This is a genomic window from Vibrio sp. MMG023 (genome assembly GCF_021654215.1).
GTDB classification, from domain to species: Bacteria; Pseudomonadota; Gammaproteobacteria; order Enterobacterales; family Vibrionaceae; genus Vibrio; species Vibrio jasicida.
Map to the genome: position 1 here is coordinate 131,847 of NZ_JAKFZP010000008.1, position 26,252 is coordinate 158,098.

Genomic DNA, 26,252 nt, shown 5'->3' on the forward strand with positions numbered 1-26,252 from the left:
CTCACAATTAGAGGAGTAAAAAGACAATCCAATCTCATCGTTTCGCATAATGAGGGTAACCAGTTTTAGGTTGTTGGCTACATTTGGATTAGATATTGCGGAGGGATTATACGGTTAACGCAATCGCTTGACTACAAATTTTTTTAATTTTTTTCTTGCAATTACCCCCTTGATATGTATTATATTGCCGCTAATTTCCATACTCACGTCTACGGAATTAGCTGTGCTCTCCCAGACCAATCAAAACATCTTCACTGTTTCTCGTCTCAATGCCGAAGTGCGTCTGCTGCTCGAAAACGAAATGGGGATCGTCTGGCTTGTCGGAGAGATATCCAACTTTTCAGCTCCCGTCTCTGGTCACTGGTACCTCACTCTTAAAGATTCTCGCGCTCAAGTTAAATGTGCCATGTTCCGTGGTAACAATCGTCGCGTCACTTTCAAACCTGCTAACGGCAATCAAGTATTAGTGAAAGCACGTCTGTCTCTGTACGAGCCTCGTGGTGACTATCAGTTGATCATTGAAAGCATGCAGCCAGAAGGTGATGGTCGTCTACAACAAGAGTTCGAAGCACTTAAGATGAAACTGGCAGCAGAAGGTTTGTTTGCTCAAACCAATAAGCAGCCTTTACCTGAGCACCCAAAACGCGTTGGTGTGATCACCTCAAAAACCGGTGCAGCACTGTACGACATCTTAGACGTATTGAAACGTCGTGATCCTTCCCTACCCGTGGTGGTTTACCCAACCATGGTGCAAGGTGAAGAAGCGGCCATTCAAATTGCGCAGGCAATCGGCCGTGCAAACAGTCGTGACGAATGTGATGTATTGATTGTTGGTCGTGGTGGCGGTTCGTTAGAAGACCTTTGGTGCTTTAACAACGAAATCCTTGCTCGCACTATTGCTGCAAGCCAAATTCCGATCATCAGTGCCGTTGGTCATGAGGTTGATGTGACAATTGCCGACTTTGTTGCGGACATGCGAGCGCCGACGCCATCAGCGGCGGCTGAATTGGTAAGCCGCGATAACAGCCACAAAGATCAAGCTTTGGTGACTCGCCAACATAAGCTAGCCAGTGCAATGCGTTACTACCTAACGCAACAAAAACAGCAATCGGCTCAACTGATGCACCGCTTAGAGCGCCAGCATCCAAGCTATCAATTGCAGCGCCAGACGCAACAACTTGATGAGTTGGACATGCGCCTACAACGCGCAATGCAACGATTCATCACAACGCGCCAACAAGCTGTTGAGCGTAAGCATCATCGCCTACAACTGAACTCACCAGTAAAGCGCTTGGCTGAGCAGAAGTCGAAGCTTGATAGAGTTGAGCAAAAATTGTTGGATGCGATGGACCGTAAGTTACTGACCATGCGCCATCAACTTGCAATCGCGGCTGAGAAGCTAGATACGGTAAGCCCACTGGCAACACTAAAACGTGGCTACTCGATCACTCAAACTGAGCAAGGTCAGGTTGTTACCCAGGCGAAAGATGTAAAAACGGGCGACGTTTTAGTCACCCGCTTATCTGATGGTGAGCTTCGCTCAACCGTTAATTAACTGACTTTTTGAAACTCAAATCGAACACGTGATTTCGATTTGAGTTCATTACAACTGTTGCAGAAATAGTTCGCCGTCCCACAAGCCTGTAGCTTTTCTAGTTCAGCATCACAATCTGGACAAAACCCCACTTTCTTATAATCCGACTCACATTGATTACAGTGGTATTGACCTATCCACTCCAGCTCAATATCGCATGTTGGGCAAATATTTGGTTGCATGGTTACCCCTAAAAACTTCTATTTACTGACTCACAGTCTAATCATACGGCAATCTTGTGCTTTGATCTTAATCACGCACGTTTAGCACGCTTGTTTTGATACATCGCAACATCCGCTTTTTGAATAAGTTCTTGCAATACTGCACGCTCACTCATGGTACTCCAAGCGGCACCGATACTGGCTTTTACTTTGTATTCCTCTAACCGGCATACTTGGTTAAGCTCTTGAACTAGACGGGTTGTAAAGTTTTGGTATGTATCTAAATCATGAAAGCAGCTGAAACCCACAAACTCATCGCCACCATAACGCCCTATCACTGAACATGAACGGAACGCTTGCTTTAAATGCTCAGCCACCAGCACCAAAACTTGGTCTCCGGTCTCATGCCCAAAGCGATCATTGATGTACTTAAACTCATCGATATCAACGAAAAAGCATCCCACTACAGCGCTGCGTGCACATTTGTGGTTGATCTTGCGATCGACTTCGGTCAAAAGCGCACGGCGGTTGAAGCAGTGCGTCAGTGGATCGCGACTGGCGTGAAAATGAAGTTGTTCTTCTAGGCGATACTTCTCTAAGGCTACCGCATATAAAGCGGCTAGCATTTCGAGCACTTCGAGTTCATAAGGATGAGGTTCAGAAGGTGTATTGCTGTAAATGGCAAATGTCCCAAGCACGTGACCATCCGAAGCAATAATAGGCACAGACCAGCATGCTCGGAGCTGAGCTTGTTGAGTCAGCTCAAGAAAAGCGGCCCAGTTAGCGTGATGATCAATATCACTAACAACCACGGTTTGCTTTAAGAATGCAGCAGCACCACATGAGCCAATATCAGGTCCAATCGGGACGCCTTCAATCGCTTGATTGTAGAAATCAGGTAAGTGTGGGGCAAACTCCAAATGCAGTGTGTTGGTATCGGGGTGCAATCGTAAAATGGAAGCTTGCCTCTTCCCAAATAGGTGTTCACTTAACTTGATAACCTCATGGTTGAGGCTATCGCGTTCCATTCCCAGAGCAAGCTTACCTAAAAGACGATTGACTGCTCGGTGAGCATCTAACAGTCTATCTTTATCCATCGTACTGCGTATTCACATTGTTATTATGTTTGTTAGCTAGGAATATAATAAATCTATTAATATTACACAGGTAGCTAACTCACATTATGCGCACGCGACACTATAAAAGATCACATACTGATCTTCGGATATTTCCCCTTTGATCAGCGATCACCCCTTAAAAGAATATTTATATAACCACATACCGAAAGCATAAGTTACATATTCTGTCTCTCAATTTTATTTAGAACTAAAAACTACACTTTCGAACAAAAAACCACAAGAACAGGATTTAATAAAAAGATCAGAATCCAAATTTAGCGTATTACATCGGTGTGCATTTCGATAGTTTGTGAGTCTATTTCCACTAGCGTGACTAGGATAGAACCAAAGTCACTCAAATGACTCGCATGCGTTCCCCCACAAGGGATGACAGCGATTTCTCCTTCGCCTAAATCACATTGCCAATAACGTGAGTCCGTGAGGTGTTCCCCATGGCAATCGACAGTGATCGCAGCGTCTCTTTTTAACCAATCCCCCAACAGAACATTCACCTGTTGTTCGATACTTTTCAGGTCAGACAGCATATCTGCACTGTTTAAACCCCTTTTGCGGAGTGTTTTGCCTAAACGATACGTATCCAGACATTTGTCTTGGGTGACAAAACTGGTTTCTTGCGCATAGCTATTGAAATCGTAGTTACCATGCGGGTCTTTACGGTCAGCATCTTTACGCCAATAGTTCTGCGCCAGCACCTTATTGAGCGCAAGATATGCGATGTGTCCTGCGCTATGACCGCGACTTAGAGACAGTTGGTATTCTTTGTCTACTTCCAGCAACGCAATATCACCAGCATCAAACGTATCGGTGAATGGCAAGACATGCACTACAACAAACGCCCACCCTTCCGTATCACGTTTTACCGGAATAGCTTGGCCAATATATAACTCGCCGCTTGCTAGTTCTACAGCACCAACTTGGCAGTCAACCACTTCAAACTTCATTCCTTTTATAGTTAGTGTGCCTTTATCCGCTGGATGATCTGGCCAAATATGGCTGACTGGATGAAAAGGCGTGACATCAGTAACAACATGGGTAGCTTCTGATGTAGATTGAACAAATTGTACGTGCGCCTCTAACTGCCAAGTTTGGTGACAGAAACGCGTCTTGGTTGCTGTGATTGTCATGTGCTGATTACTTCTTATGAAAGCTTCGAATAAAAAAATACCCAAGTCGAAACTTGGGTATTCATAAAATCTTAGGCGATTACTTGTTGCGGTTCTTCACTGCAGACATCATACGTTTGCGCTTACGCTCTTGAGAAAGAGTCAGCTTGCCACCACGGTTTTCGTACGGGTTATCGCTGTTCTGGAAGTTAATACGGATTGGTGTACCCATGATTTCCAGAGACTTACGGAAGTAGTTCATCAAGTAACGTTTGTACGAATCAGGTAGATCGCGAACCATGTTACCGTGAACAACCACGATTGGTGGGTTGTAACCACCCGCGTGTGCGTATTTAAGCTTAATACGACGGCCACGAACCATAGGCGGTTGGTGATCGTCTGTTGCCATCTTCATGATACGAGTAAGAACAGATGTACCTACACGTGTCGTTGCCGACTTGTAAGCTTCTTGAATCGACTCGAACAAGTGACCAACGCCAGTACCGTGCAATGCAGAGATAAAGTGAATACGTGCAAAATCAACGAAGCCTAAACGGCGATCGAGTTCTTTCTTCACATTCTCTTTTACATCGTTATCCAGACCGTCCCACTTGTTTACCGCTAGTACGATTGAACGACCAGCATTCAGTGCGAAGCCAAGTAGGCTAAGATCTTGGTCAGAAATGTTTTCACGCGCGTCGATAACCAATAGAACCACGTTTGCATCTTCTACGGCTTTCAGCGTTTTAACAACAGAGAATTTTTCTACTGTTTCGTTGATACGACCACGACGACGTACGCCCGCAGTATCGATCAGCACATACTCACGACCATCACGTTCCATTGGAATGTAGATAGAGTCACGAGTGGTTCCTGGCATGTCATATACCACTACACGTTCTTCACCAAGAATACGGTTAGTCAGCGTTGATTTACCTACGTTTGGACGACCAATAATTGCCAGTTTGATTGGCTGGTCTTGCAAACGTTTGAACTCAGCTTCTGCGTCTTCTTCGGTGTAATCTTCGATCGCTAACTCTTCATCTTCGAATTCAGTCAGATCTTCAATCTCACCTTCTTCAGATTCACTTGCCAGTAGATCATCGAAAAATGGCGCTAATGCACGCTCTAGCAATGCCGTTACACCACGACCGTGTGCCGCAGCGATTTGGTACATATCGTCAACACCAAGCTGCCAGAAATCGGCACATGCGGCGTCAGCATCAATACCATCGATTTTGTTTACTACCAACATCGCTGGCTTTTCGATTTTACGCAGATGCGCAGCAATCGCTTCATCCGATGGCGTTAGTCCAGCGCGACCGTCAACAAGGAACAGCACTACGTCAGCTTCATCAATAGCCGCTAACGATTGTTCTGCCATCTTTGTTTCTACGCCTTCTTCCGTACCATCAATACCACCGGTATCAATAACGATGAATTCGTGTTCCTCACCAAGGCGAGCTTGGCCATATTTACGGTCACGCGTTAGGCCAGGGAAGTCCGCAACCAACGCATCACGAGTACGAGTCAATCGGTTAAATAGCGTAGATTTACCTACGTTTGGACGCCCCACAAGAGCAACAACAGGTACCATAACAACCTCTACAATAATCTTTCTTCTGTAGTTATAGGTAACGACTTGCCTAATGCCAAATCAAACCAGCTTTTTACCTATAACCACGTCAGGAATAACTGTTAATAAATAATAATTTCAAACAACAAAACGGCCCCTAACTGTTACCAGCCAGGAGCCGAATGTGAATTATATCACGATATTATTCGTTAATGGTTAGTTTCTTTACATCGCCATTGCGAGTGGTAATCACGTAACCATCTGACAACAAGCTTGGCCCTACAGCGAAACCGCTGTCATCGACAAACTGTTGTGCGACGAACTCACCCGTTGAACGATCCATCCAGTGCAAGTAACCCAATGTATCACCAACAACAAGATAGTTATCAACAAGGACAGGAGCTGTTAGCTGACGGTACTCAAGCTTGCTGTTTTCCCAAAGCTCAGTACCACTACGTGCATCAACAGCGACCACATGATCTTTCTCTGTAATCACAAAGATACGACTACCATCTGTCGCAATATCTGTGGCTGATGAGTAGTTACGTTTCCAAATTGGGTTTGCGCTGCGCAAGTCGATAGCAATCAACTGACCGTTGTAACCAACAGTGAAAAGAGTACCGCCAAGAACGATAGGAGAAGAATCTACGTCAACCAGACGATCAATCTCAGTTGCGCCTTTTGGTGTTCCAACTGGCTGTTGCCAAATCAACTGACCGCGTTCAACGATTGCCGCCGCAAGACGTCCATTCGCTGTACCCCAGAATACACCACCACCGATTGCAGTTGGTGTGCTATCGCCACGCAAGGTTAGGTTTGGAACTTCAGTGCTCAGTGCCCAACGTTGCTCACCAGTGCTTTCGTCAAGCGCAATGAGAGTGCCACGGCTAGTATTAACGATGATCAAACCTGAGTCTGCGATTGGCTTCGCCAATACTTCACCGCCAACTTCAATACGCCAAACCACGTCACCAGTGTCTTGGTCAAGCGCGATCACTTCACCGTTTTCAGAACCAATATAAAGGTTTTCGTAAGCCGCTGTAATACCGCCAGAAAGACGAGCAATCACATCTTCTTCTAGATTTACTTGCCACTTCTGCTTGCCGTTTTCTGGGTCCAATGCTTTAACTAAACCATCACGACTAGCAACAAACAGAGTGTCATTGGCCATAACAGGAGACAGCTTAGAGAAGTAATGACCTACGCCATCTCCAATTGATGTACTCCATTCACTGCTTGGTGTGAACTGGCTATCTACCTGAGGCAGTGGAGCCATAACAATGGTGTCTTCCTCGCTAGCACAACCGGCAAGAATTCCCACTGTTAATGCCCCTAACAAGGCTTTCTTAAAGACTCTTTTCATCCAATGCGGTCCTTATTTCGCCAGATCGTCCAATTTCATTTGTAGCGTCGGGCTAGCATCTGCTGCTTGCTGAGCTTCAGTGTAAGCTGCGTATGCCGCTTCTTTGTCACCTTGACGAAGTGCGATATCACCACGAAGTTCTGCAATACGACCAGTCCATGCTGCATCTGTTACTTTGCTTAGCTCAGCATTTGCTGCGTCAAAGTTGCCCATTTCCGCTTCAATGCGCGCAATACGGTAGCTGATAAGTGGAGTTAGCGCGGCATCTTTCGTGTTGCTTTGAGCCCATTTCAATTGCTCAAGCGCAGCGGCAAGATCTTTTGCATCAACCTGAACTTTTGCTAATTGAAGTGCAGCAAGTACTGAGTACTCTTTCACTTTGTTTGAATCAATGAACGCTTGAATATCTGTTTGAGCATCTGCGCCTTTCGTTTGCAAAGCATTCATCGCTGTTGTGTAGCTTTGAGAAGCTGCTTCACTCGCCTGAACGACAGAATCCTGATAGTAACGCCAGCCAAATAGACCACCTAAACCAACAACCGCACCGATGATGACGGCTTTGCCGTTTTCCTTCCACCAGTCTTTAATGGCTTCAACTTGTTGTTCTTCAGTATCGTAAAGTTCCACTTCCTGTCCTCTTAAAACATGTAAATGGCAGCAAGGGCTACCATTGCTCCTATTCGTCGAAAGGCTCCTATCTTGGGAGCCTCGTTATTACAAATTAGGATATAATCTTTAGCTTATTAAAAGACTTAGATAAGTGCTGCGATCTTCTCAGCAACTTCTGCTTGATTGTAAGTCTCTTGCTCACCACCAACCAAATCTTTTAGTACTACGGTATTATCCGCAACTTCGTTTTCGCCCAGCACTAATGCTACAACAGCACCGACTTTGTCTGCGCGTTTAAACTGTTTCTTGAAGTTACCACCACCGAAGTGATTCATCACACGAACACCAGGAACAGCTTCACGAAGCTGTTCTGCTAGCTTCATGCCTACCATCATTGTGCCTTCGCCAGCTGTCACTACGTAAACATCAACACTTCGACGAACATCTGTTAGCTCTAGTGTTTCTAGCATCAAAACAAGACGCTCTAGGCCCATTGCAAAACCAACTGCTGGTGTTGCACTGCCACCTAATTGTTCTACAAGGCCATCGTAACGACCACCGCCACATACTGTGCCTTGAGCACCTAAGCTCTCAGTGATCCACTCAAACACCGTACGATTGTAGTAATCCAGACCACGAACTAGACGCTCGTTAACTGTGTATTCGATACCTGCAGCGTCTAAAAGTTCACATAGACCTGCGAAGTGTGCTTTAGATTCTTCACCTAAGTACTCAGAAAGACGAGGTGCATCGCCTAAAATAGCCTGAACGTCAGGGTTCTTCGTATCCAGAACTCGCAGTGGGTTCGTGTGCATACGACGCTTACAATCTTCGTCTAGCACATCGATATGTTGCTCAAGGAACGCAACCAGTGCCGTGCGGTAATCTGCGCGATCTTCTTGAGAACCGATAGAGTTAAGCTCAAGACGAACATGTTCATGGATACCCAGTTCACGCCATAGACGTGCTGTCATCATGATAAGCTCAGCATCAACATCTGGACCATTTAGGCCGAACACCTCAACACCACACTGGTGGAATTGACGGTAACGACCTTTCTGCGGGCGCTCATGGCGGAACATTGGCCCCATGTACCATAGACGTTGTTCGTCACGGTTGATCAGGCTATTTTGAATACATGCACGTACACAGCCCGCTGTACCTTCAGGGCGAAGTGTTAGGCTGTCTCCGTTACGATCATCAAAGGTGTACATTTCTTTTGAAACGACGTCTGTCTCTTCACCAACAGCGCGGCTGAATAGGTTTGTTTCTTCAACGATTGGCATGCGCACTTCGTTGTAGCCGTATGCGCTCACGGTACTTTTTACTGCGTTTTCAAGTTTCTGCCACAGCGGAGACTGAGTTGGAAGGCAGTCGTTCATGCCTCGGATTGCTTGGATTTTCTTTGCCACAATTATTACCGTCGCTTAGTAACCCGAGCACATTTAGCGTGCTCAAGCTATGAGATTAATCTTCTTGTTTGATATCGATGCGGTTAGCTTGGTCTAATACAGACGCTTTCGCACGGATTTTCGCTTCTAGCTGGTTCACTAGGTCATCGTTGTCGAAACGCTCTTTCTGACGTTTGCCGTCTTCGTAGAATGCGCTCTTCTTATTACTACCTGCTAGACCTAGGTGTGAAACCTCAGCTTCACCAGGGCCGTTTACGACACAGCCGATGATAGACACATCCATAGGTGTGATGATGTCTTCTAGGCGCTCTTCCAGTGCGTTTACTGTGTTAATCACGTCGAATTCCTGACGTGAACAGCTTGGACAAGCAATAAAGTTGATGCCACGTGAGCGAATACGCAGAGACTTAAGAATATCAAAGCCAACTTTGATCTCTTCTACTGGATCTGCCGCCAATGAGATACGTAACGTATCACCGATGCCTTCAGCCAAAAGCATACCAAGACCAACCGATGACTTAACAGCACCAGCTCTTGCACCACCGGCTTCGGTGATACCTAGGTGTAGTGGCTGGTCAATCTGTTTTGCCAATAGACGGTATGAATCCACCGCTAGGAACACATCTGACGCTTTCACACTGACTTTGAACTGGTCAAAGTTAAGACGGTCTAGATGATCCACGTGACGCATCGCCGACTCTACCAATGCCTCTGGCGTTGGCTCACCGTATTTCATCTGCAGATCTTTTTCCAAAGAACCACCGTTTACACCAATACGGATAGGGATGTTTTTGTCACGGGCACAATCAACAACAGAGCGAATACGCTCTTCGTTTCCGATGTTACCTGGGTTGATACGCAAACAATCAACACCGTACTCTGCCACTTTCAGGGCGATACGGTAGTCAAAGTGAATGTCCGCAACTAACGGCACAGACACTTGCTGTTTGATGAGCTTAAAAGCTTCCGCTGCATCCATAGTAGGAACAGAAACACGTACAATGTCTGCACCCACTTTTTCTAATGCTCGGATTTGTGCGACTGTAGCTTCCACATCAGTCGTGCGAGTGTTTGTCATTGACTGTACAGCAATCGGTGCACCATCACCAATTGGCACATCACCCACATAAATACGCGTCGATTTACGACGAATAATTGGAGATTCGTGTTGCATAATATTTATAACGGTAAAGTGAATCTAGCGACTTTGCCTGAAGTATACCCAGAAAGGTCGACAGGTTCACTTGCAAATGTCATGGTTACGCCTTCTGGTGCGCCTAATATCACTTTAAAAGGTGCTTTTCCGGCAAGTTCTACGTCTTGACCCGGTTTACGGGTCCCGCTTACTAGCGTTTTGCCATTCGAGTCCTTAACCTGAATCCAGCAGTCTGCTTTAAACTTCATGGTTAATAACGTCATGCCCTCTGGCACAACAGGCGTCATTGGTTCTTGAGCATCTTCGATGACCGCAACAGGCTCTTCTGCCACAGCTTCTGTCACCGTTTCTTCAGTTGTTGCTACCGCGCTTTCTGCTTTACTTACCGTCTCGTCAGCAGATGAAACGGCTTCAGCAACTTCTACCACTGGCGCAACTTCCGCAGGCGTGCTTGCGATAAGTTCATCGGCACTCATTAGATCGATATCAGCATCGTCCGCTGTTTGTTCCGTTTCTGAACTTGATTCTGTCACAACTTGAGCAAGGCTGTTTTCTTGCTGATTCTGCCACCACCAAGCGCCAGAGATACCAGTAATCACAATCGCAATCGCCCATGTGAGCAGCATAATTCGGCTATTGTGTTTCTCGTGTTTGGTTTTACGAGAGAAACTTTGCATCTCTGTTTCTTGTGGCTTAACGTGAACTTCAGAAGTTTGCTCTAAAGCTGCCAAAACAATCTTTTCATCAAGCCCAACAAGCTTTGCATAAGAACGTAAGTAACCACGAGTAAACGTAGTAACTTGCTGTGCTTCAAATCGATTACTTTCAATATCTTCAATAACAGAAACGCGAAGTCTTAGGCGATCAGCAACATGCTTCTGAGTCATCCCTAGAGATTCGCGTTTGTTTTTTAGTAACGTGCCAGCTTCCATAGAAAGCGGGACTTCATTGGTGTTTTCGTGTTCTGTCATAATGGCGGTATTTAATCTGTTTGGTGGCTAACACAGTTATTTATTTTCGTTTTTGTTCTTAAGCCTCACTTAAAGATAGCTAGCCTAAACGCGTTAACCAAAATAATCTTTTAGAAATTCTCAGTGTTCGGAGTATGAATGCTCGCTTGCAATGAATCAGCAAACGTAATTGAGAGAATACTGAGAATAGTCAGTGTCTTTGTTATATTTCGCTCACCATGATAAGCGAATGTATAAGGAAGACAAAAACTCTTTGCTCTCAAATTAACAGATAGCTCAAGCTTTTGTCCAAAAATTGACACAGCTAAGTAATATTTCTACTCACAACGCTGTGTCTATAAGGATACAGTGTAGATATTACAAACAAAATAGCCAGAGCATAAGGCTCTGGCTATTCAAGAATTTGTTACAACTTATACTGCTTTTACGTCGATGGTTTCTGCACCACGCGCAGCTTTTAGAGATGCTGTACGTTTGGTGCGGTCAATAACATCACCAACTAACTGCCCGCATGCGGCATCGATATCATCACCACGCGTTTTACGAACCGTTACCGTGTGTTCGTATTGCATCAATGTTTTCTGGAAACGGTCGATGCGTGAGTTACTTGGTTTTTTGTAAGGAGAACCTGGATACGGGTTAAACGGAATCAGGTTGATCTTACATGGCGTATCTTTCATGAGTTCCGCAAGTTCACGAGCGTGGTCCATATCATCATTCACATGATCAAGTAGTACGTACTCAACGGTTACTTTTCCGCGATTAGCATTCGATGAAGCGATGTAACGACGAACGGATGCAAGGAAATCTTGAATGTCCCAACGGTCGTTGATCGGCATAATTTGGCTACGCAGTTCATCATTTGGCGCGTGTAGAGAGATCGCCAATGCGACGTCAATTTTACCCGTCATCTGATCGAGACCAGAAACCACACCAGAAGTAGATACGGTGACACGACGTTTAGACAAGCCAAAGCCAAGATCATCAAGCATGATTTCAAGCGCAGGGATAAGGTTCTTCATGTTTAGAAGAGGCTCACCCATGCCCATCATTACCACGTTAGTGATTGGGCGACGACCGGTTTCTTTTTGCAAACCAACTTCGCGCGCAGCACGCCATACCTGACCAATGATTTCAGAAACTTTTAGGTTACGGTTGAACCCCTGTTGAGCAGTTGAACAGAACTTACATTCCAGCGCACAACCTACCTGAGACGATACACATAATGTCGCACGATCTTCTTCTGGGATATAAACCGTTTCTACGTCCTGATCACCCACCTTCATCGCCCACTTGATTGTGCCGTCTGAAGAGTGCTGAGCTTCTGCTACCGTTGGTGCTTTGATTTCGCACTTGTGTTGCAGTTTTTCACGTAGCTTCTTGTTGATGTTCGTCATGTTATCGAAGTCATCAACACCGAAATGGTAGATCCACTTCATAACCTGATCCGCACGGAACGCTTTTTCGCCTAGCTCTTCCGCGAAAAATTGACGCATGCCTTTGCGATCAAAGTCGAGTAGATTGATTTTTTCAGTGGTCATGTTGCCTCTCAATGACTGAAACAAGAATAAGGGCGCGAATTGTACAGCCTTTATGCAGCTACAACAAGGGTTCTAAGACCCTGAGTTTGCTAAGGCATTAAAATCCTATAGATTAAATTTTAGACAATAGGTGTGATCAGTTCTCAGTCAATTTTCGATAATAAAAAGCCCCGGAAAATTCCGAGGCTCAACATTCATATTAGAACAAGATTAACGCGGGCAAATCTCTGACTCAGGGAAGAAGAATTCAATCTCACGAGCTGCAGATGCAGGGCTGTCTGAGCCATGAACAGAGTTGTAACGCATACTAAGTGCGTAGTCTGCACGGATAGTGCCACATGCCGCTTCTTCTGGATTTGTTTTCCCCATTAGCTCACGGTAACGAGCAATTGCATCTTCACCTTCCAAAACCTGAACCATGATAGGACCAGATGTCATGAACTCTTTCAGTGCAGGGAAAAAAGGTTTGCCTTCATGTTCTGCGTAAAAACCGCTCGCCTGTTCTTCTGTCAGATGAACCATTTTTGCAGCAACGATGCGTAGACCAGCTTTTTCAATGCGGTGGTAGATCTCACCAATCAGATTGCGTTCTACAGCGTCGGGCTTAACAATTGAAAACGTTCTTTCTAGAGCCATAAAGTTTCCTTTTTGTACTTGTAATAATAGTTTTATATGAGGGACTTGCGTCTCTCTTAGTTATACCAGTACAGACAAAAGTCTGCACTGGTAAAAGTCTTATTTTGTGGCTTGTTCGTTTAGGAAACGGGCAAGAGTACGAACCCCCATACCTGTCGCACCAGCAGACCATTTATCTGACGCTGACTTACGGTAGGTACCCGCGCAATCAAAATGCAACCAACCTTTCTTGTAATCTTCAACGAAGTAAGACAAGAATGCCGCGGCAGTGCTCGCACCAGGAGAGTAATCACCAGAACTGATGTTAGACAGGTCAGCAAAGTTTGATGGCAGCATGCCACGGTGGAAATCAGCAAGAGGTAGTGGCCACAGACCTTCTTTCTCTTGGTTCGCGGCCGTTAGCGCTTGATGAGAAAGCTCGTCATCAAAACTCATTAGCGCATGGTAATCATTACCTAGTGCGTTCTTCGCTGCGCCTGTCAGCGTTGCACAGTCAATGATGAGCTCTGGGGTTTGCTCACTTGCGTAAATAAGACCATCAGCAAGTACCAAGCGCCCTTCGGCGTCGGTGTTCATGATCTCAACCGTCTTACCGTTTTTGTAGGTAATGATGTCGCCAAGTTTAAGCGCACGACCAGATACCATGTTCTCAGCACAACAAAGAATCAGCTTCACACGCTTGTTCAGACCACGAAGAATAGCGAGACCAAGACCACCAGTAATCGTACCTGAACCGCCCATATCAGCCTTCATTGCCGTCATGAAGTTTGATGGTTTCAAGCTGTAACCGCCTGAGTCAAATGTAATGCCTTTACCAACTAAACATGCAAATACCGGTGCGTTTTCATCACCTGTTGGATTGTAGTCAAGTTGCAGCATTGCTGACGTTCGCTCAGAACCACGACCCACTGCGTAGATACCTTCCCAGCCTTCCGACAGTAGGTCTTTATCTTTTACGATACGAGCAGTAACTGTACCTTGAGGCGCAACAGATTTGATGAATTCCGCAGCCATGGTTGCCAGTTGACGAGGGGCAACTTCTTCTGCTGTTTTGTTGATAATGTCACGAGTAAAGTCGGTTGCAGTGATGCGAGCATGAAGCTCAGCTTGGTCTTTTTCAGACAGAGCAATCCACTCTAATGTGCCGTGTTTTTTCGGGTTGCGGTAACCTTGGTGGAAAGCCCAAACGCTTTCAACATCCCAGTTATCACCAGCAAGTAGAATTGAACGAATTCCTTGGCCATCTAGTTGACGAGCTGCACGTTGGACTGCGCCAAGATCATGCCCTTCACCTAGGTGAATCGTTGCGCCATTTTCAGCGAAAGAAAGCAATGCTTTGTCGCCCCAATGTGGTGCCGCTGGTTCTTGGCTTAGAAATACAGACATCTGTGTAGACATGGTTTCTCCTTGTCTTATAACGGCGTTGCCTACGCCTCTTCTTTTTAATAACTAACGGATGTTAGCATTATGTAGGGTAAAAATGTCAACTTGATAAAAAAACGGACCTTGAGGTCCGCTTTTTTTAGTGAGAATTGTTAACTCTGCTGCGTTTTACCGCCGAATCGAGCATTAGTCAGCTTCATCCATCCAGCACAAGATAACGGCTTCTAGGATCTTTTCATTAGAACGGTTTGGTTCATCGTCAAACTCTTCCAATTCAGTGATCCATTGATGTAAATCCGTAAAACGTACCGTTTTAGGATCCGTATCAGGAAACTTGTCACAAAGCTCAATCGCGATGTCGCGAGAATCTGTCCATTTCATTGCTCATCTTCCTTTTGCTTCGCCCCTATATTATTGGGGAGATAGTATTAGTGATCTTCTGACGCGTGGTTCAACGTGTATTTCGGAATCTCAACAACCAAATCTTCATCAGCGACCTTCGCTTGGCAACCTAAGCGAGATTCTGGTTCCAGACCCCATGCTTTATCTAGCATATCGTCTTCTAGTTCTTCACTCTCTTCTAGTGAATCAAAACCTTCACGAATGATCACGTGGCAAGTTGTACAAGCACATGACTTTTCACATGCGTGTTCAATACCGATACCGTTTTTCAGTGCTACATCTAGAACGGTGTCACCAGTGTTTGCTTCCAACACTGCACCTTCTGGGCACAAATCTTCGTGCGGTAATACAATAATCTTAGGCATAACTACTTATCTCTTATATATCATTAACTGACTGACCAGACAGTGCAGCTCGAATTGATTTATCCATACGTCGCGACGCAAAGTCTTGGCTTGCTTTGTCGGTGTCTTTAATACCTTGTTCGATTGCTGCGACATCGTCGCCATTGCGCAACTCGATCAACGCTTCAATAACTTTAACTAATGCTTGTTTTTCTTGCTCTGACAGCAATTCATCGCCATCAGCTTGCATTGCCGCAATCAAGCCCTCAATCACTCGGTCAGCTTCAACACGTTGCTCCGCTAGAGCTCGAGCTTGCATGTCTTCTTTCGCAAACGCCATTGAATCACGTAGCATGTTCGCGACTTCATTATCACTCAGACCGTACGAAGGCTTCACTTGAATCTCCGATTGTACGCCTGTGCTTTTCTCCATCGCGGTCACGGACAATAGACCGTCAGCATCCACTTGATAAGTCACGCGAATGTGTGCTGCGCCTGCTGCCATTGGAGGAATGCCTTTCAATGAAAAACGAGCGAGTGAGCGGCAATCGTCCACCATTTCACGTTCACCTTGAACGGTGTGCACTGTCATAGCCGTTTGACCATCTTTAAATGTGGTAAATTCTTGCGCTCGTGCAACTGGGATTGTGGTGTTACGAGGAATAATTTTCTCAACCAGGCCACCCATGGTTTCAATACCAAGAGACAATGGGATGACGTCAAGCAGAAGCATTTCAGAATCAGGTTTGTTACCTGCCAAAATATCCGCTTGGATACCGGCACCGATTGCGACGACTTCGTCTGGATTGATCGTAGTAAGCGGTTTGCGACCAAAGAAGTCACCGACCATTTCGCGAACAAGTAACGTTCGTGTTGAGCCACCCACCATTACGGCTTCGAGTACATCTTCTGCATCGACATCTGCATCTTTCAATGCTCGACGACAAGACATCAGCGTTTTCTTAACCAGAGGACGAATCAAATCTTCGAACTGCTCACGAGTCACTGAGCCTTTCCAACCAAATACATCAACATCAACGCGGTCTTGCTCAGAAAACGCAATTTTCGTCTCGGTTGCAATGTTCAGCAACGCACGGTTTTTCTCAGCAGAAAGCGGCGCTTTTAAGCCAGCTTGCTCCATCAGGTAGTCTGCTAAAAGATGGTCAAAGTCATCACCACCTAGCGCCGAGTCACCACCTGTTGCTAATACTTCAAATACGCCTTTCGACAAGCGTAAGATAGAGATATCAAACGTACCACCACCCAAGTCGTAAACCGCAATAACGCCTTCTTGGCCAGAATCTAAACCGTAAGCAATCGCAGCCGCTGTAGGCTCGTTAAGCAGACGTAGTACATGAAGACCAGCCAATTTCGCCGCGTCTTTTGTACCAGCACGTTGAGCGTCATCAAAGTAAGCAGGAACAGTAATTACCACGCCAGCTAATTCACCACCTAGCGTTTCTTCTGCACGCTTGCCAAGCGCTTTAAGAATGTCGGCAGACACTTCAATCGGGTTTTTGTCACCTTGAGCGGTTTGCAGAATTGGCAGACCGTTGTCGCTTTCTTTAAATTGGTAAGGCAAAGATGGGTAGCGAGCTTGAATGTCTTTTAATGAACGGCCGATCAGACGTTTTACCGAGATGATGGTATTTGCTGGCTCTAGCTCTGCTTTTGCTTTGGCATCGTAACCGACTGACGCTGAATCTTGCGTGTAGTTTACCACTGAAGGCAAAATGCTACGGCCTTGGTCATCTGTCAGAGTTTTTGCGTCGCCGCTTCGAACTGATGCAACCAAAGAGTTAGTGGTACCTAAGTCGATACCCGCTGCTAACTTATGCTCATGAGGTGCCGAGCTTTGGCCCGGTTCTGCGATTTGAAGTAGTGCCATGATGGGTCCTTGTCACGCTAACTAGCCGAGGAGTTTGTCTTCAACCAGTTCAATTTCGTTCTTTAGTTTGGCAATAAATTTGAGTTTTCGAACTCGGTCTGCGGCTTCTGGCCAAAGACTATTATCAAGTTCTTTTTCTACACTCACCAAATGCTGTTTGTACATTTTGCTGACCTTAGAGTCGAAGTCAAAAAGCGCTGATTCCGGATCAGAGCTGTCAGCAATGTCTTCCAATTCTTCACGCAATTCCATTTGTTCCATCAAGAACATTGGGTCTTGCATAGTTTGCTGTTCACCACGAATTTCAATGCCATTTTCAGCCAAGAGATATTCCGCACGTGAAATAGGCTGCTTTAGAATTTGATAAGCATCGTTAATTTGCGCTGCTTTTTGTACCGCCATCAAGCGATCACGCTCAGAAGCAGTAGCAAAGTTATCTGGGTGGAAGCGTTTTTGTAGTTCTCGGAACTGAGAAGAAAGAAGGCTACCATCCAGCTTAAACTGACTTGGTAGCCCAAATAATTCAAAGTGATTCATTAAGATCGGGTCCTAGTAAAGCCTTCTGGACTCGGTCGCCCAGAAGGACGAACAATTAGACGTTGAAGCTTTCACCACAACCACATTCACTTTTTGCATTCGGGTTGTTGAATTCAAAGCCTTCATTCAACCCTTCCTTCACGTAATCTAACTCGGTACCGTCTAAGTACACCAAGCTCTTCTGATCGATGATGATTTTCACACCTGAAAGGTCAAATACTTCATCTTCTTCGTTAAGATCATCGACGAACTCAAGTACGTAAGCCATGCCGGAACAGCCTGTCGTCTTCACTCCAAGACGCAAACCGACACCCTTGCCTCGGTTGTCTAGGAATGCTTTTACGCGACTTGCCGCTGTTTCTGTCATTGTGATGGCCATACTGCACCTTAAGTTTGTCTAAATTACGTTTTGGAATGGGAGCGTTTTAAGGGCTCCCATTATATACGGAATACTTATTCCTGGTGTTTTTTCTTGTAGTCAGCAACTGCTGCTTTGATTGCATCTTCCGCTAGGATTGAGCAGTGAACTTTCACTGGTGGAAGCTCTAGCTCTTCTGCAATCTCAGAGTTTTTGATAGATGCCGCTTCGTCGATAGACTTGCCTTTTACCCACTCAGTTACGAGTGAGCTTGAAGCGATTGCACTACCACAACCGTATGTTTTAAACTTCGCGTCTTCAATGATGCCTTCTGGCGTCACTTTGATTTGAAGTTTCATTACGTCACCACAAGCTGGTGCGCCAACCATGCCGCTGCCTACTGATGGGTCTTCTTTATCGAAAGAACCAACGTTACGTGGGTTCTCATAGTGATCAATTACTTTTTCGCTGTATGCCATGATAAATTACCTCGAATCCTCTATTCAGTCCGTGAGATTAATGATGAGCCCATTCAACAGTGCTCAGATCAACCCCTTCCTTGTACATATCCCATAGAGGAGACATGTCGCGTAGCTTAGTCACTGCAACGCGGATTTGTTCAATTGCGTAATCAATTTCTGCTTCAGTCGTGAAACGACCAAATGAGAAACGTACTGAGCTGTGCGCCAACTCGTCGTCTAGACCAAGAGCACGAAGAACGTAAGATGGCTCTAGGCTCGCTGATGTACAAGCACTACCAGAAGAGACTGCTAGGTCTTTTAGTGACATCAGTAGAGATTCGCCTTCTACGAATGCAAAGCTCACGTTTAGGTTGTGTGGAACACGCTGTTCTAGATCACCATTCACCGTTACTGCTTCTAGATCTTTAACGCCATCTAGAAGACGGTTACGAAGTGCTAATGCGTGATCGTAATCTTTTTGCATGTCTTCTTTTGCTACGCGGAACGCTTCACCCATACCTACGATCTGGTGAGTTGGAAGTGTACCCGAGCGGAAACCACGCTCATGACCGCCACCGTGCATTTGCGCCTCAAGACGGATTCGAGGTTTGCGACGTACGTAAAGTGCGCCGATACCTTTAGGACCGTAAGCTTTGTGCGCAGACAGTGAAATAAGGTCAACTTTCATTTCTTGAACGTCGATTGGCAACTTGCCTGCAGACTGTGCAGCATCCACATGGAACACAATCTTACGTTCACGACATAATTCGCCGATTGCGGTGATGTCTTGGATAACACCAATCTCATTGTTAACGTGCATGATTGAAACCAAAACAGTATCTTCACGCATTGCTGCTTGCAGCTTGCCTAAATCAACTAGGCCGTTTGCTTCTGGCTCTAGGTAAGTCACTTCAAAGCCTTCGCGCTCTAATTGACGACATGGGTCAAGAACGGCTTTGTGCTCTGTTTTACAAGTGATTACGTGTTTACCCTTCTTAGAGTAAAAGTGAGCAGCACCTTTGATTGCAAGGTTGTCTGACTCGGTCGCACCTGATGTAAATACGATTTCGCGTGGATCTGCATTTAGAAGGTCAGCAATTTGCTCACGAGCAGTATCTACAGCTTCTTCTGCCTGCCAGCCGTAACGGTGCGAACGCGAAGCTGGGTTGCCAAATGTGCCATCCATTGTCATGTACTGAACCATTTTTTCAGCAACACGAGGATCGACTGGACATGTAGCGGAATAATCAAGATAAATCGGCAGTTTCATTCTCTACTCCAATGTAAAATGCTGACCGCTAAGAGCGGACGTTTACACCGATGGGCGCGGTGGTTGTATTTTTGTTTGATAACCCATGAGTGACCACAAGATCAATGTCCTGACGATCAGAAATTTCTAAGACTTCATTATCTGTCATTAACTCACCGAGCGTAATGTTATTTAAGAAGTCACTAATGCGAGAGCTTAGGTCACGCCACAAAGTGTGGGTTAAGCAACGAGTGCCACCTTGGCAGTCGCCTTTGCCTTGGCATTTGGTTGCGTCAACTGACTCATCAACCGCTGCGATAACAGTGCCAATAGCAATGCTGTGAGCGTCAGTGCCCAATCGGTAACCACCGCCAGGACCACGAACGCTGGCAACAAGACCGGCTTTGCGCAATTTTGAAAAAAGCTGCTCTAAGTATGAGAGCGAGATACCCTGACGCTCTGAGATATCAGCTAGAGGTACTGGGTTTTGTTGCGAGTGCAGTGCCACATCCAGCATGGCCGTCACCGCATATCTTCCTTTAGATGTAAGTTTCATACCACACCGTATCCACATCGTTTGTAATGATTAGGATTTTTCCATACCCGACTAAAATGGTCAAGTATTTATTTGACTAAAATAGTCAGGTATTCATCCTTACACCTAAGGTGGTTATTCTTTGTTCAGAGCTTCTTTTCAATCGCCGTCAAAACACCACGCAAGATATTAAGCTCTTGAGCCTCTGGTCTAGCTCGTGAATACAAACGACGAAGCTTGTTCATCACCTGACCAGGCTGATCTTTGCTAATAAATTGGGTCTCCACCATTACTTTTTCAAGGTGTTCGAAGAACATTTCTAATTCTTTATGGCGAGGGTACTCTTCAGGCTCACTTGGCGTGTACTGACTTTGTTCTAGGTTGAGGTGTGCAACACGCACTTCATAGCTCAGCGTCTGTACAGCCATTGCTAGGTTGAGCGAGCTGTATTCAGGGTTAGCTGGAATGCAAACATGGTAGTGACACTTCTGCAATTCTTCATTAGTGAGGCCTGTTCTTTCTCGGCCAAATACCAATGCAACAGGGTGTTCTTGGCCTTCGACGGCAAACTTTTCACCACATTCACGTGGTTCAAGCATTGGCCATTCTAAAGTGCGTGAACGTGCACTAGAACCAACCACTAGGCCACAATCTTCAATGGCATCTTCTAGTGTTTTTACTACCTTGGCATTTTGTGCAATATCACCTGCCCCTGCCGCTAGTGCTAGGGTTTGGTCGTCGACCTCACATTGCGGATCAACCAATACAAGCTGGCTTAAACCCATGACTTTCATTGCTCGAGCTGCCGAGCCAATGTTGCCTGAATGAGAAGTTCCGACGAGTACGACTTTTACTTGATCCAACATCTGTGATTGCTACCTAAATTAAAACCGAAGGATATTACCATAATTTTTTAACACACCCTAGGGTGAAGCAGGTTTCTATTCGCATTCTCATCAATTGTTTTTCAGCTTTAAGGTAGGGCTAATTAGTGCGGCTTTTACATGCGACCAAAAAATAACCACTTCCCTTTTCTCTGCACTCTGGTATACTCGCCGCCGCTTTAAATTGTTCTTTAACATCCGTTGGGAAATTCGTATGCATCCAATGCTAAACATTGCTATTCGCGCTGCGCGAAAAGCAGGCAATCATATTGCTAAATCATTAGAAAACACAGATAAAGTTGAGTCTACGCTAAAAGGCACTAATGACTTTGTTACTAACGTAGACAAAGAAGCAGAAGCTATCATCATTGATACTATCAAGCACTCTTACCCAGAGCACTGTATCGTTGCTGAAGAAGCTGGTCTTATCGAAGGTAAAGATAAAGACGTACAATGGATCATCGACCCACTGGATGGCACCAATAACTTTGTAAAAGGTTACCCAACGTTCGCAGTATCTATCGCGGTTCGCTTCAAAGGTAAAACTGAAGTGGCTTGTGTATACGATCCAATGCAAAACGAGCTATTCACTGCACAACGTGGTGCTGGCGCTCAACTAAACAATGCTCGTATTCGTGTAGCTCAACTGAAAGACCTTCAAGGTACTGTTCTAGCAACTGGTTTCCCATTCAAACAGAAGCAACACGCTGAGTCTTACATCAAAATCGTAGGTTCTCTATTCACTGAATGTGCAGACTTCCGCCGTAGCGGCTCTGCTGCTCTTGACCTATGTTACGTGGCTGCAGGCCGTGTTGATGGTTACTTCGAACTAGGTCTAAAACCTTGGGATATGGCAGCTGGTGAGCTTATCGCTCGTGAAGCTGGTGCAATCCTAACTGACTTTGCTGGCGGCACTGAGTACATGAAGTCAGGCAACATCGTTGCTTCTAGCGCTCGTGGCGTTAAATCAATGCTTAAACACATCCGTGAAAACGGCAACAGCGCGATCCTTAAGTAAGATTCTGAAGTCATACTAAGCCCGTCACGCTGATGACTTTTGAATAGCCCCGCTCATTGAGCGGGGCTTTTTTATATGGAACAATCTGCCTGTTTATAGAAACGGTCGTAGTCAGGTAAGTGGTCTATTTTTACGTGCTGAACCTTCCATACTTGTTCCTTCATGAGAAACTGCAACGAAACCGTGACTGGCTGGTATACATCGCCAAAGCCGTTTACGGAAAGACACCCAACTCCTCCATCCTCACTATATGCTTCAAAGTAAGACAGCTCCGTAACCAAACTTGATGGGATGGATGACAAAAATGGAAATTGATGACCAAATTTTATTGGGTGAGATTTAATACTATTTAGCTCTTCAATCGATAGGTTTGGCCCTGCCATAGCTTCTACCACCTCGATATACTGCATCTTGTATAAATTATTGCGTATATCAAGGTAAGTATCGTGGAGTGGACTTGCTATGCACGGCGCTGAAACACTGAGTAAAACCGGAATAGGTAGAATTCTATTTATCATAACCAACTAAACCCCAGCTTCACGGAGCGCTTGATCAATTTTACTCGGCTTAAATCTGTACTTACAAAGCCCCCATTCGCACTGTTCTAAAAGCTCTCGGACATTTACCTGCCCAGCAACACCAAAGGAAACAACACCAAAAAAAGAAACACTTCCACTGTATGTCAAAACACCATCATGAGTAGTTTTAAAAGTAACAGAAACTGCTTTTAATTTTATGCCCAGCTCTTCAACCATTTCTTTTGAAACTTCAAACTTAGTAAACCCAAGCTCACCAGAGAAAGTTACCTTACCTGACTCATCAACTGCTAACTTGAATCTTTTCCCTCCAGTAACTAGCTTGCTGGTAACGCCTTTATTGTGTTTATAAGAAATCTCTACAAACTTCAGTAACTGTACTTTTATTTCAGCTTGCCTTGACATTATTTCCTCCCGAAATTGTTGAACATACTTCCGATGTTCAACTCAATCAAAAAACTACAATTCAAGCTGGAAGTACCTCAAATAAAAATGAAACTATCAAATCTATCAGGCATAAAAAAACCGCTGATTGCTCAGCGGTTTTTGTTTTCGGTTCTCAACCTGCCTTATGGCATCTCGTCGAACTCTGCACCTTCTTTTTCTACTTGAGGTGGCATCAAGTGCTCTTTCTGGATACCCAGTTTTAGCGCTAGTGCTGATGCTACATAGATAGAAGAGTAAGTACCTACAGTGATACCTAGTAGAAGTGCGGTTGCGAAGCCGTGAATCATCGCACCACCTTGCATGAACAGTGCAATAACTACGAACAATGTCGTACCAGACGTAATCAATGTACGGCTCAATGTTTGAGTGATTGACGCATCCATGATGTCCGAAGGTTCGCCCTTACGCATCTTACGGAAGTTTTCACGAATCCGGTCGAATACAACGATGGTATCGTTGAGCGAGTAACCAACAACCGTAAGTAGCGCCGCTACGATGGTTAGGTCCACTTCAATTTGCATCAGTGAGAAGACACCCAGCGTGATAATGATATCGTGTGCCAGTGCCATTACCGCACCAGCCGCTAGACGCCATTCGAATCGCATTGATACGTAGATCAGGATACAGATCAGCGATACAAGAATCGCTAGACCACCCGCTTCCGTTAGCTCATCACCAACGTTTGGACCTACAAACTCGATACGACGCATTTCTACGCTTTCACCCGTACCTTCTTTGATAGCACCAATGATTTGGTTACCTAGTGTTTCACCAGACATATCGTCACGAGGACGAAGACGAACCATTACATCACGAGCACTACCAAAGTTTTGTACTGTCGCATCGCCGAAGCCTTTTGAATCTAGTGCTGAACGAATCTCTTCAAGGTTTGCAGGTTGTTCAAAGCCCACCTCGATAAGCGTACCACCAGTAAAATCTAGGCCCCAGTTCAACCATTTGGTTGATAGCGTGAAGATAGAAGCTGCGATCATAACAATAGAGAATACGAACGCGACTTTCGACCAACGCATAAAGCCGATCGTGTTTTCTGCTTTTAGAATTTGAAACATATTAATTCCCAGCCTTAGATCGACAATTTATCAACGCGTTTGCCACCGTAAATCAGGTTCACGATACAACGTGTACCCACAATAGCGGTGAACATTGAAGTTAAGATACCGATAGATAGTGTTACCGCGAAACCTTTCACCGCGCCTGTACCTACTGCAAATAGAATGATTGCAGTGATAAGCGTTGTGATGTTCGCATCGGCGATGGTACTGAATGCGTTTGCGTAACCTTGGTGAATCGCTTGTTGTGGACTACGCCCATCTCGAAGTTCTTCACGGATACGCTCAAATATCAGTACGTTGGCATCGACTGCCATGCCGACCGTCAATACGATACCGGCAATACCAGGCAGCGTCATTGTCGCCCCCGGAATCATCGACATAACACCAATGATCAAAACCAAGTTCGCCATCAATGCAATATTGGCAATCAGACCGAAGCCACGGTAGTAAAGCAGCGTAAATAGCATTACGGCGACCATACCCCAGATACACGCTTGAATACCCATATCGATGTTTTGCTGACCCATTGATGGACCGATGGTTCGTTCTTCAACGATTGAGATAGGCGCAATTAGAGCACCAGCACGAAGTAGAAGTGCTAGGTTGTGAGCTTCAGCAGCAGAATCGATACCGGTAATACGGAAGTTACGGCCAAGCGCAGACTGAATCGTTGCTTGGTTGATCACTTCTTCATGTTTATCCAGAATCACACGACCTTCTGGCGTACGACGACCACTATCTTTGTACTCTGCAAACACGGTTGCCATTAGCTTACCGATGTTCTTTTTAGAGAACGCAGACATCTTGTTACCACCTTCGCTGTCTAGCGAGATGTTAACCTGAGGACGACCGTATTCATCAACACTTGAACTTGCATCTGTGATGCTTTGGCCACCGAGAATTACGCGTTTCTTCAGAACAACAGGACGGCCATCGCGATCTTGCTTAATCTCGCTACCAGCTGGTGCTCGACCGTTTGCCGCAGCAGAAAGGTCAGCTTTGTCGTCGACTTCGCGGAATTCTAGTGTTGCCGTAGCACCTAGGATTTCTTTTGCTCGAGCGGTGTCTTGAACACCAGGCAATTCAACTACGATGCGGCTAGCACCTTGACGTTGAACCAATGGCTCAGCAACACCAAGTTCATTTACACGGTTACGAAGAATCGTGATGTTTTGTTCTACTGCGTAGTTACGTATTTCTTGTAAACGTTGCTCGGTAAAGGTGGCAATCAACGCGTAACGACCATCAGAATCAGAATCGACAAAATTCATGTCTGGGTGATTCTTTTCTAACGTAGCTTTCGCTTCAGCTAGTTGCTCTTCATTACGTAGCAATACTTCCACGCCTTCTTTACCAGAAGGACGGATTGCGCGGTAGCGAATCTTAGCTTCACGAAGTTCACTACGGAAAGCTTCTTCTTGTTGACCAACCAGCTTTTCCATCGCCGCGTCCATATCCACTTCCATCAAGAAGTGAACACCACCTCGTAGGTCAAGACCTAGCTTAAGTGGTGACGCACCAATTGCTTCTAGCCAATCTGGCGTAGCCGGAGCAAGGTTGAGTGCAACAATTTTATCTTTGCCAAGCGCTTCACTGATGATATCGCGGGCACTGATTTGAGTGTCAGTGTCATTGAAACGAACAAGGATTGATCCATTCTCGAGAGCAATGGATTTATGAGAGAGATGCTCTTTATCAAGAGCTTTGGTGACAGCATCCAGCGTTGACATATCTACAGAGGCACCACGTGCCCCTGTAACTTGAATAGCCGGATCTTCACCGTAGATATTTGGAAGTGCGTACAACGCAGCGGTGATGATGGCAAAAAATACCATCAAGTACTTCCATAATGGGTAACGGTTTAGCACAGCGAGGA

General features: G+C 45.4%; 27 protein-coding genes. 2 read left to right on the top strand and 25 right to left on the bottom strand.

Translation table 11 applies throughout. The annotated features are described in order from the left end of the window. Positions 1-223: 223 nt before the first annotated feature. Positions 224-1,555 (top strand): exodeoxyribonuclease VII large subunit, encoded by a 1,332-nt coding sequence (gene xseA, locus L1076_RS22950; RefSeq protein WP_237304536.1) that lies wholly within the window; start codon positions 224-226, stop codon positions 1,553-1,555. Here xseA and L1076_RS22955 read toward each other — a convergent pair. From L1076_RS22955 to trmJ, 21 genes are all read right to left on the bottom strand, one after another. Next, positions 1,552-1,776: a zinc ribbon domain-containing protein gene (locus L1076_RS22955; protein WP_237304537.1), complete on the bottom strand. Its 225-nt coding sequence runs from the start codon at positions 1,774-1,776 to the stop codon at positions 1,552-1,554. The genes xseA and L1076_RS22955 overlap by 4 nt on opposite strands. 71 nt (positions 1,777-1,847) lie before the next feature. Next, positions 1,848-2,852: a sensor domain-containing diguanylate cyclase gene (locus L1076_RS22960; protein ID WP_237304538.1), complete on the bottom strand. Its 1,005-nt coding sequence runs from the start codon at positions 2,850-2,852 to the stop codon at positions 1,848-1,850. Positions 2,853-3,148: 296 nt separating this feature from the next. Further along, positions 3,149-4,018 carry a metal-dependent hydrolase gene (locus L1076_RS22965; protein ID WP_042603971.1) on the bottom strand — a complete coding sequence of 290 codons (870 nt, stop codon included), beginning with the start codon at positions 4,016-4,018 and terminating at the stop codon, positions 3,149-3,151. A gap of 79 nt (positions 4,019-4,097) precedes the next feature. Further along, positions 4,098-5,594 carry a ribosome biogenesis GTPase Der gene (der, locus tag L1076_RS22970; RefSeq protein WP_038869600.1) on the bottom strand — a complete coding sequence of 499 codons (1,497 nt, stop codon included), beginning with the start codon at positions 5,592-5,594 and terminating at the stop codon, positions 4,098-4,100. A gap of 181 nt (positions 5,595-5,775) precedes the next feature. Beyond that, on the bottom strand, positions 5,776-6,936 hold the full coding sequence (bamB, locus tag L1076_RS22975) for an outer membrane protein assembly factor BamB (protein WP_237304539.1): 1,161 nt from the start codon (positions 6,934-6,936) through the stop codon (positions 5,776-5,778). A gap of 12 nt (positions 6,937-6,948) precedes the next feature. Further along, positions 6,949-7,563, bottom strand: a complete 615-nt coding sequence (locus L1076_RS22980) for a YfgM family protein (protein ID WP_038869596.1) — start codon at positions 7,561-7,563, stop codon at positions 6,949-6,951. A gap of 125 nt (positions 7,564-7,688) precedes the next feature. Continuing rightward, positions 7,689-8,957, bottom strand: coding sequence for a histidine--tRNA ligase (hisS, locus tag L1076_RS22985; protein WP_038881776.1), 1,269 nt, complete (start codon positions 8,955-8,957; stop codon positions 7,689-7,691). Positions 8,958-9,012: 55 nt separating this feature from the next. Continuing rightward, a complete protein-coding gene (ispG, locus tag L1076_RS22990) occupies positions 9,013-10,131 on the bottom strand; it encodes a flavodoxin-dependent (E)-4-hydroxy-3-methylbut-2-enyl-diphosphate synthase (RefSeq protein ID WP_005424674.1) in 1,119 nt (372 codons plus the stop codon). Between the two features lie 5 nt (positions 10,132-10,136). After that, positions 10,137-11,084 (bottom strand): cytoskeleton protein RodZ, encoded by a 948-nt coding sequence (gene rodZ / locus L1076_RS22995; protein WP_054756691.1) that lies wholly within the window; start codon positions 11,082-11,084, stop codon positions 10,137-10,139. A gap of 413 nt (positions 11,085-11,497) precedes the next feature. Beyond that, positions 11,498-12,625, bottom strand: a complete 1,128-nt coding sequence (locus L1076_RS23000) for a bifunctional tRNA (adenosine(37)-C2)-methyltransferase TrmG/ribosomal RNA large subunit methyltransferase RlmN (protein WP_038869592.1) — start codon at positions 12,623-12,625, stop codon at positions 11,498-11,500. A gap of 210 nt (positions 12,626-12,835) precedes the next feature. Continuing rightward, positions 12,836-13,261 (bottom strand): nucleoside-diphosphate kinase, encoded by a 426-nt coding sequence (gene ndk / locus L1076_RS23005; RefSeq protein WP_042606296.1) that lies wholly within the window; start codon positions 13,259-13,261, stop codon positions 12,836-12,838. A gap of 99 nt (positions 13,262-13,360) precedes the next feature. Beyond that, the gene (gene pepB, locus L1076_RS23010) at positions 13,361-14,659 is read right to left on the bottom strand and encodes an aminopeptidase PepB (RefSeq protein ID WP_038869587.1); all 1,299 of its coding nucleotides are present in this window, start codon (positions 14,657-14,659) and stop codon (positions 13,361-13,363) included. A gap of 171 nt (positions 14,660-14,830) precedes the next feature. Then, complete coding sequence (iscX, locus tag L1076_RS23015; RefSeq protein WP_038869586.1) at positions 14,831-15,025, bottom strand: Fe-S cluster assembly protein IscX; 195 nt, start codon at positions 15,023-15,025, stop codon at positions 14,831-14,833. Between the two features lie 47 nt (positions 15,026-15,072). Then, a complete protein-coding gene (gene fdx / locus L1076_RS23020; protein ID WP_005424889.1) occupies positions 15,073-15,411 on the bottom strand; it encodes an ISC system 2Fe-2S type ferredoxin in 339 nt (112 codons plus the stop codon). Between the two features lie 13 nt (positions 15,412-15,424). Continuing rightward, on the bottom strand, positions 15,425-17,278 hold the full coding sequence (gene hscA, locus L1076_RS23025; protein WP_038869582.1) for a Fe-S protein assembly chaperone HscA: 1,854 nt from the start codon (positions 17,276-17,278) through the stop codon (positions 15,425-15,427). Positions 17,279-17,299: 21 nt separating this feature from the next. Further along, positions 17,300-17,815 (bottom strand): co-chaperone HscB, encoded by a 516-nt coding sequence (hscB, locus tag L1076_RS23030; protein ID WP_042606293.1) that lies wholly within the window; start codon positions 17,813-17,815, stop codon positions 17,300-17,302. A 55-nt stretch (positions 17,816-17,870) separates the two neighbouring features. Then, a complete protein-coding gene (iscA, locus tag L1076_RS23035) occupies positions 17,871-18,194 on the bottom strand; it encodes an iron-sulfur cluster assembly protein IscA (RefSeq protein ID WP_038869579.1) in 324 nt (107 codons plus the stop codon). A 74-nt stretch (positions 18,195-18,268) separates the two neighbouring features. Further along, the gene (iscU, locus tag L1076_RS23040; protein WP_005424883.1) at positions 18,269-18,652 is read right to left on the bottom strand and encodes a Fe-S cluster assembly scaffold IscU; all 384 of its coding nucleotides are present in this window, start codon (positions 18,650-18,652) and stop codon (positions 18,269-18,271) included. 37 nt (positions 18,653-18,689) lie between these two features. Further along, positions 18,690-19,904, bottom strand: a complete 1,215-nt coding sequence (locus L1076_RS23045) for an IscS subfamily cysteine desulfurase (RefSeq protein WP_039978029.1) — start codon at positions 19,902-19,904, stop codon at positions 18,690-18,692. A gap of 28 nt (positions 19,905-19,932) precedes the next feature. Next, positions 19,933-20,439: a Fe-S cluster assembly transcriptional regulator IscR gene (gene iscR, locus L1076_RS23050; protein WP_038881779.1), complete on the bottom strand. Its 507-nt coding sequence runs from the start codon at positions 20,437-20,439 to the stop codon at positions 19,933-19,935. Between the two features lie 125 nt (positions 20,440-20,564). Continuing rightward, a complete protein-coding gene (trmJ, locus tag L1076_RS23055; RefSeq protein ID WP_237304540.1) occupies positions 20,565-21,284 on the bottom strand; it encodes a tRNA (cytosine(32)/uridine(32)-2'-O)-methyltransferase TrmJ in 720 nt (239 codons plus the stop codon). Between the two features lie 232 nt (positions 21,285-21,516). Here trmJ and suhB point away from each other — a divergent pair, with 232 nt between their 5' ends. After that, on the top strand, positions 21,517-22,320 hold the full coding sequence (gene suhB, locus L1076_RS23060) for an inositol-1-monophosphatase (RefSeq protein WP_038869570.1): 804 nt from the start codon (positions 21,517-21,519) through the stop codon (positions 22,318-22,320). A 71-nt stretch (positions 22,321-22,391) separates the two neighbouring features. Here suhB and L1076_RS23065 read toward each other — a convergent pair whose 3' ends face one another. From L1076_RS23065 to secD, 4 genes are all read right to left on the bottom strand, one after another. Next, positions 22,392-22,703, bottom strand: a complete 312-nt coding sequence (locus L1076_RS23065) for a hypothetical protein (protein ID WP_050568840.1) — start codon at positions 22,701-22,703, stop codon at positions 22,392-22,394. Between the two features lie 141 nt (positions 22,704-22,844). Then, a complete protein-coding gene (locus L1076_RS23070) occupies positions 22,845-23,261 on the bottom strand; it encodes a hypothetical protein (RefSeq protein WP_237304541.1) in 417 nt (138 codons plus the stop codon). Positions 23,262-23,425: 164 nt separating this feature from the next. After that, on the bottom strand, positions 23,426-24,373 hold the full coding sequence (secF, locus tag L1076_RS23075; RefSeq protein ID WP_038869569.1) for a protein translocase subunit SecF: 948 nt from the start codon (positions 24,371-24,373) through the stop codon (positions 23,426-23,428). 14 nt (positions 24,374-24,387) lie between these two features. After that, positions 24,388-26,244 carry a protein translocase subunit SecD gene (gene secD, locus L1076_RS23080; protein WP_080774369.1) on the bottom strand — a complete coding sequence of 619 codons (1,857 nt, stop codon included), beginning with the start codon at positions 26,242-26,244 and terminating at the stop codon, positions 24,388-24,390. Positions 26,245-26,252 lie beyond the last annotated feature (8 nt).

Excerpts from the sequence above, each read along its gene's own strand:
- L1076_RS22955 (WP_237304537.1), bottom strand. The coding sequence starts at position 1,776 with ATGCAACCAAATATTTGCCCAACATGCGATATTGAGCTGGAGTGGATA.
- L1076_RS22960 (WP_237304538.1), bottom strand. The coding sequence starts at position 2,852 with ATGGATAAAGATAGACTGTTAGATGCTCACCGAGCAGTCAATCGTCTT.
- L1076_RS22965 (WP_042603971.1), bottom strand. The coding sequence starts at position 4,018 with ATGACAATCACAGCAACCAAGACGCGTTTCTGTCACCAAACTTGGCAG.
- der (WP_038869600.1), bottom strand. The coding sequence starts at position 5,594 with ATGGTACCTGTTGTTGCTCTTGTGGGGCGTCCAAACGTAGGTAAATCT.
- bamB (WP_237304539.1), bottom strand. The coding sequence starts at position 6,936 with ATGAAAAGAGTCTTTAAGAAAGCCTTGTTAGGGGCATTAACAGTGGGA.
- ispG (WP_005424674.1), bottom strand. The coding sequence starts at position 10,131 with ATGCAACACGAATCTCCAATTATTCGTCGTAAATCGACGCGTATTTAT.
- rodZ (WP_054756691.1), bottom strand. The coding sequence starts at position 11,084 with ATGACAGAACACGAAAACACCAATGAAGTCCCGCTTTCTATGGAAGCT.
- L1076_RS23000 (WP_038869592.1), bottom strand. The coding sequence starts at position 12,625 with ATGACCACTGAAAAAATCAATCTACTCGACTTTGATCGCAAAGGCATG.
- ndk (WP_042606296.1), bottom strand. The coding sequence starts at position 13,261 with ATGGCTCTAGAAAGAACGTTTTCAATTGTTAAGCCCGACGCTGTAGAA.
- pepB (WP_038869587.1), bottom strand. The coding sequence starts at position 14,659 with ATGTCTACACAGATGTCTGTATTTCTAAGCCAAGAACCAGCGGCACCA.
- iscX (WP_038869586.1), bottom strand. The coding sequence starts at position 15,025 with ATGAAATGGACAGATTCTCGCGACATCGCGATTGAGCTTTGTGACAAG.
- fdx (WP_005424889.1), bottom strand. The coding sequence starts at position 15,411 with ATGCCTAAGATTATTGTATTACCGCACGAAGATTTGTGCCCAGAAGGT.
- hscA (WP_038869582.1), bottom strand. The coding sequence starts at position 17,278 with ATGGCACTACTTCAAATCGCAGAACCGGGCCAAAGCTCGGCACCTCAT.
- hscB (WP_042606293.1), bottom strand. The coding sequence starts at position 17,815 with ATGAATCACTTTGAATTATTTGGGCTACCAAGTCAGTTTAAGCTGGAT.
- iscA (WP_038869579.1), bottom strand. The coding sequence starts at position 18,194 with ATGGCCATCACAATGACAGAAACAGCGGCAAGTCGCGTAAAAGCATTC.
- iscU (WP_005424883.1), bottom strand. The coding sequence starts at position 18,652 with ATGGCATACAGCGAAAAAGTAATTGATCACTATGAGAACCCACGTAAC.
- L1076_RS23045 (WP_039978029.1), bottom strand. The coding sequence starts at position 19,904 with ATGAAACTGCCGATTTATCTTGATTATTCCGCTACATGTCCAGTCGAT.
- iscR (WP_038881779.1), bottom strand. The coding sequence starts at position 20,439 with ATGAAACTTACATCTAAAGGAAGATATGCGGTGACGGCCATGCTGGAT.
- trmJ (WP_237304540.1), bottom strand. The coding sequence starts at position 21,284 with ATGTTGGATCAAGTAAAAGTCGTACTCGTCGGAACTTCTCATTCAGGC.
- suhB (WP_038869570.1), top strand. The coding sequence starts at position 21,517 with ATGCATCCAATGCTAAACATTGCTATTCGCGCTGCGCGAAAAGCAGGC.
- L1076_RS23065 (WP_050568840.1), bottom strand. The coding sequence starts at position 22,703 with ATGGCAGGGCCAAACCTATCGATTGAAGAGCTAAATAGTATTAAATCT.
- L1076_RS23070 (WP_237304541.1), bottom strand. The coding sequence starts at position 23,261 with ATGTCAAGGCAAGCTGAAATAAAAGTACAGTTACTGAAGTTTGTAGAG.
- secF (WP_038869569.1), bottom strand. The coding sequence starts at position 24,373 with ATGTTTCAAATTCTAAAAGCAGAAAACACGATCGGCTTTATGCGTTGG.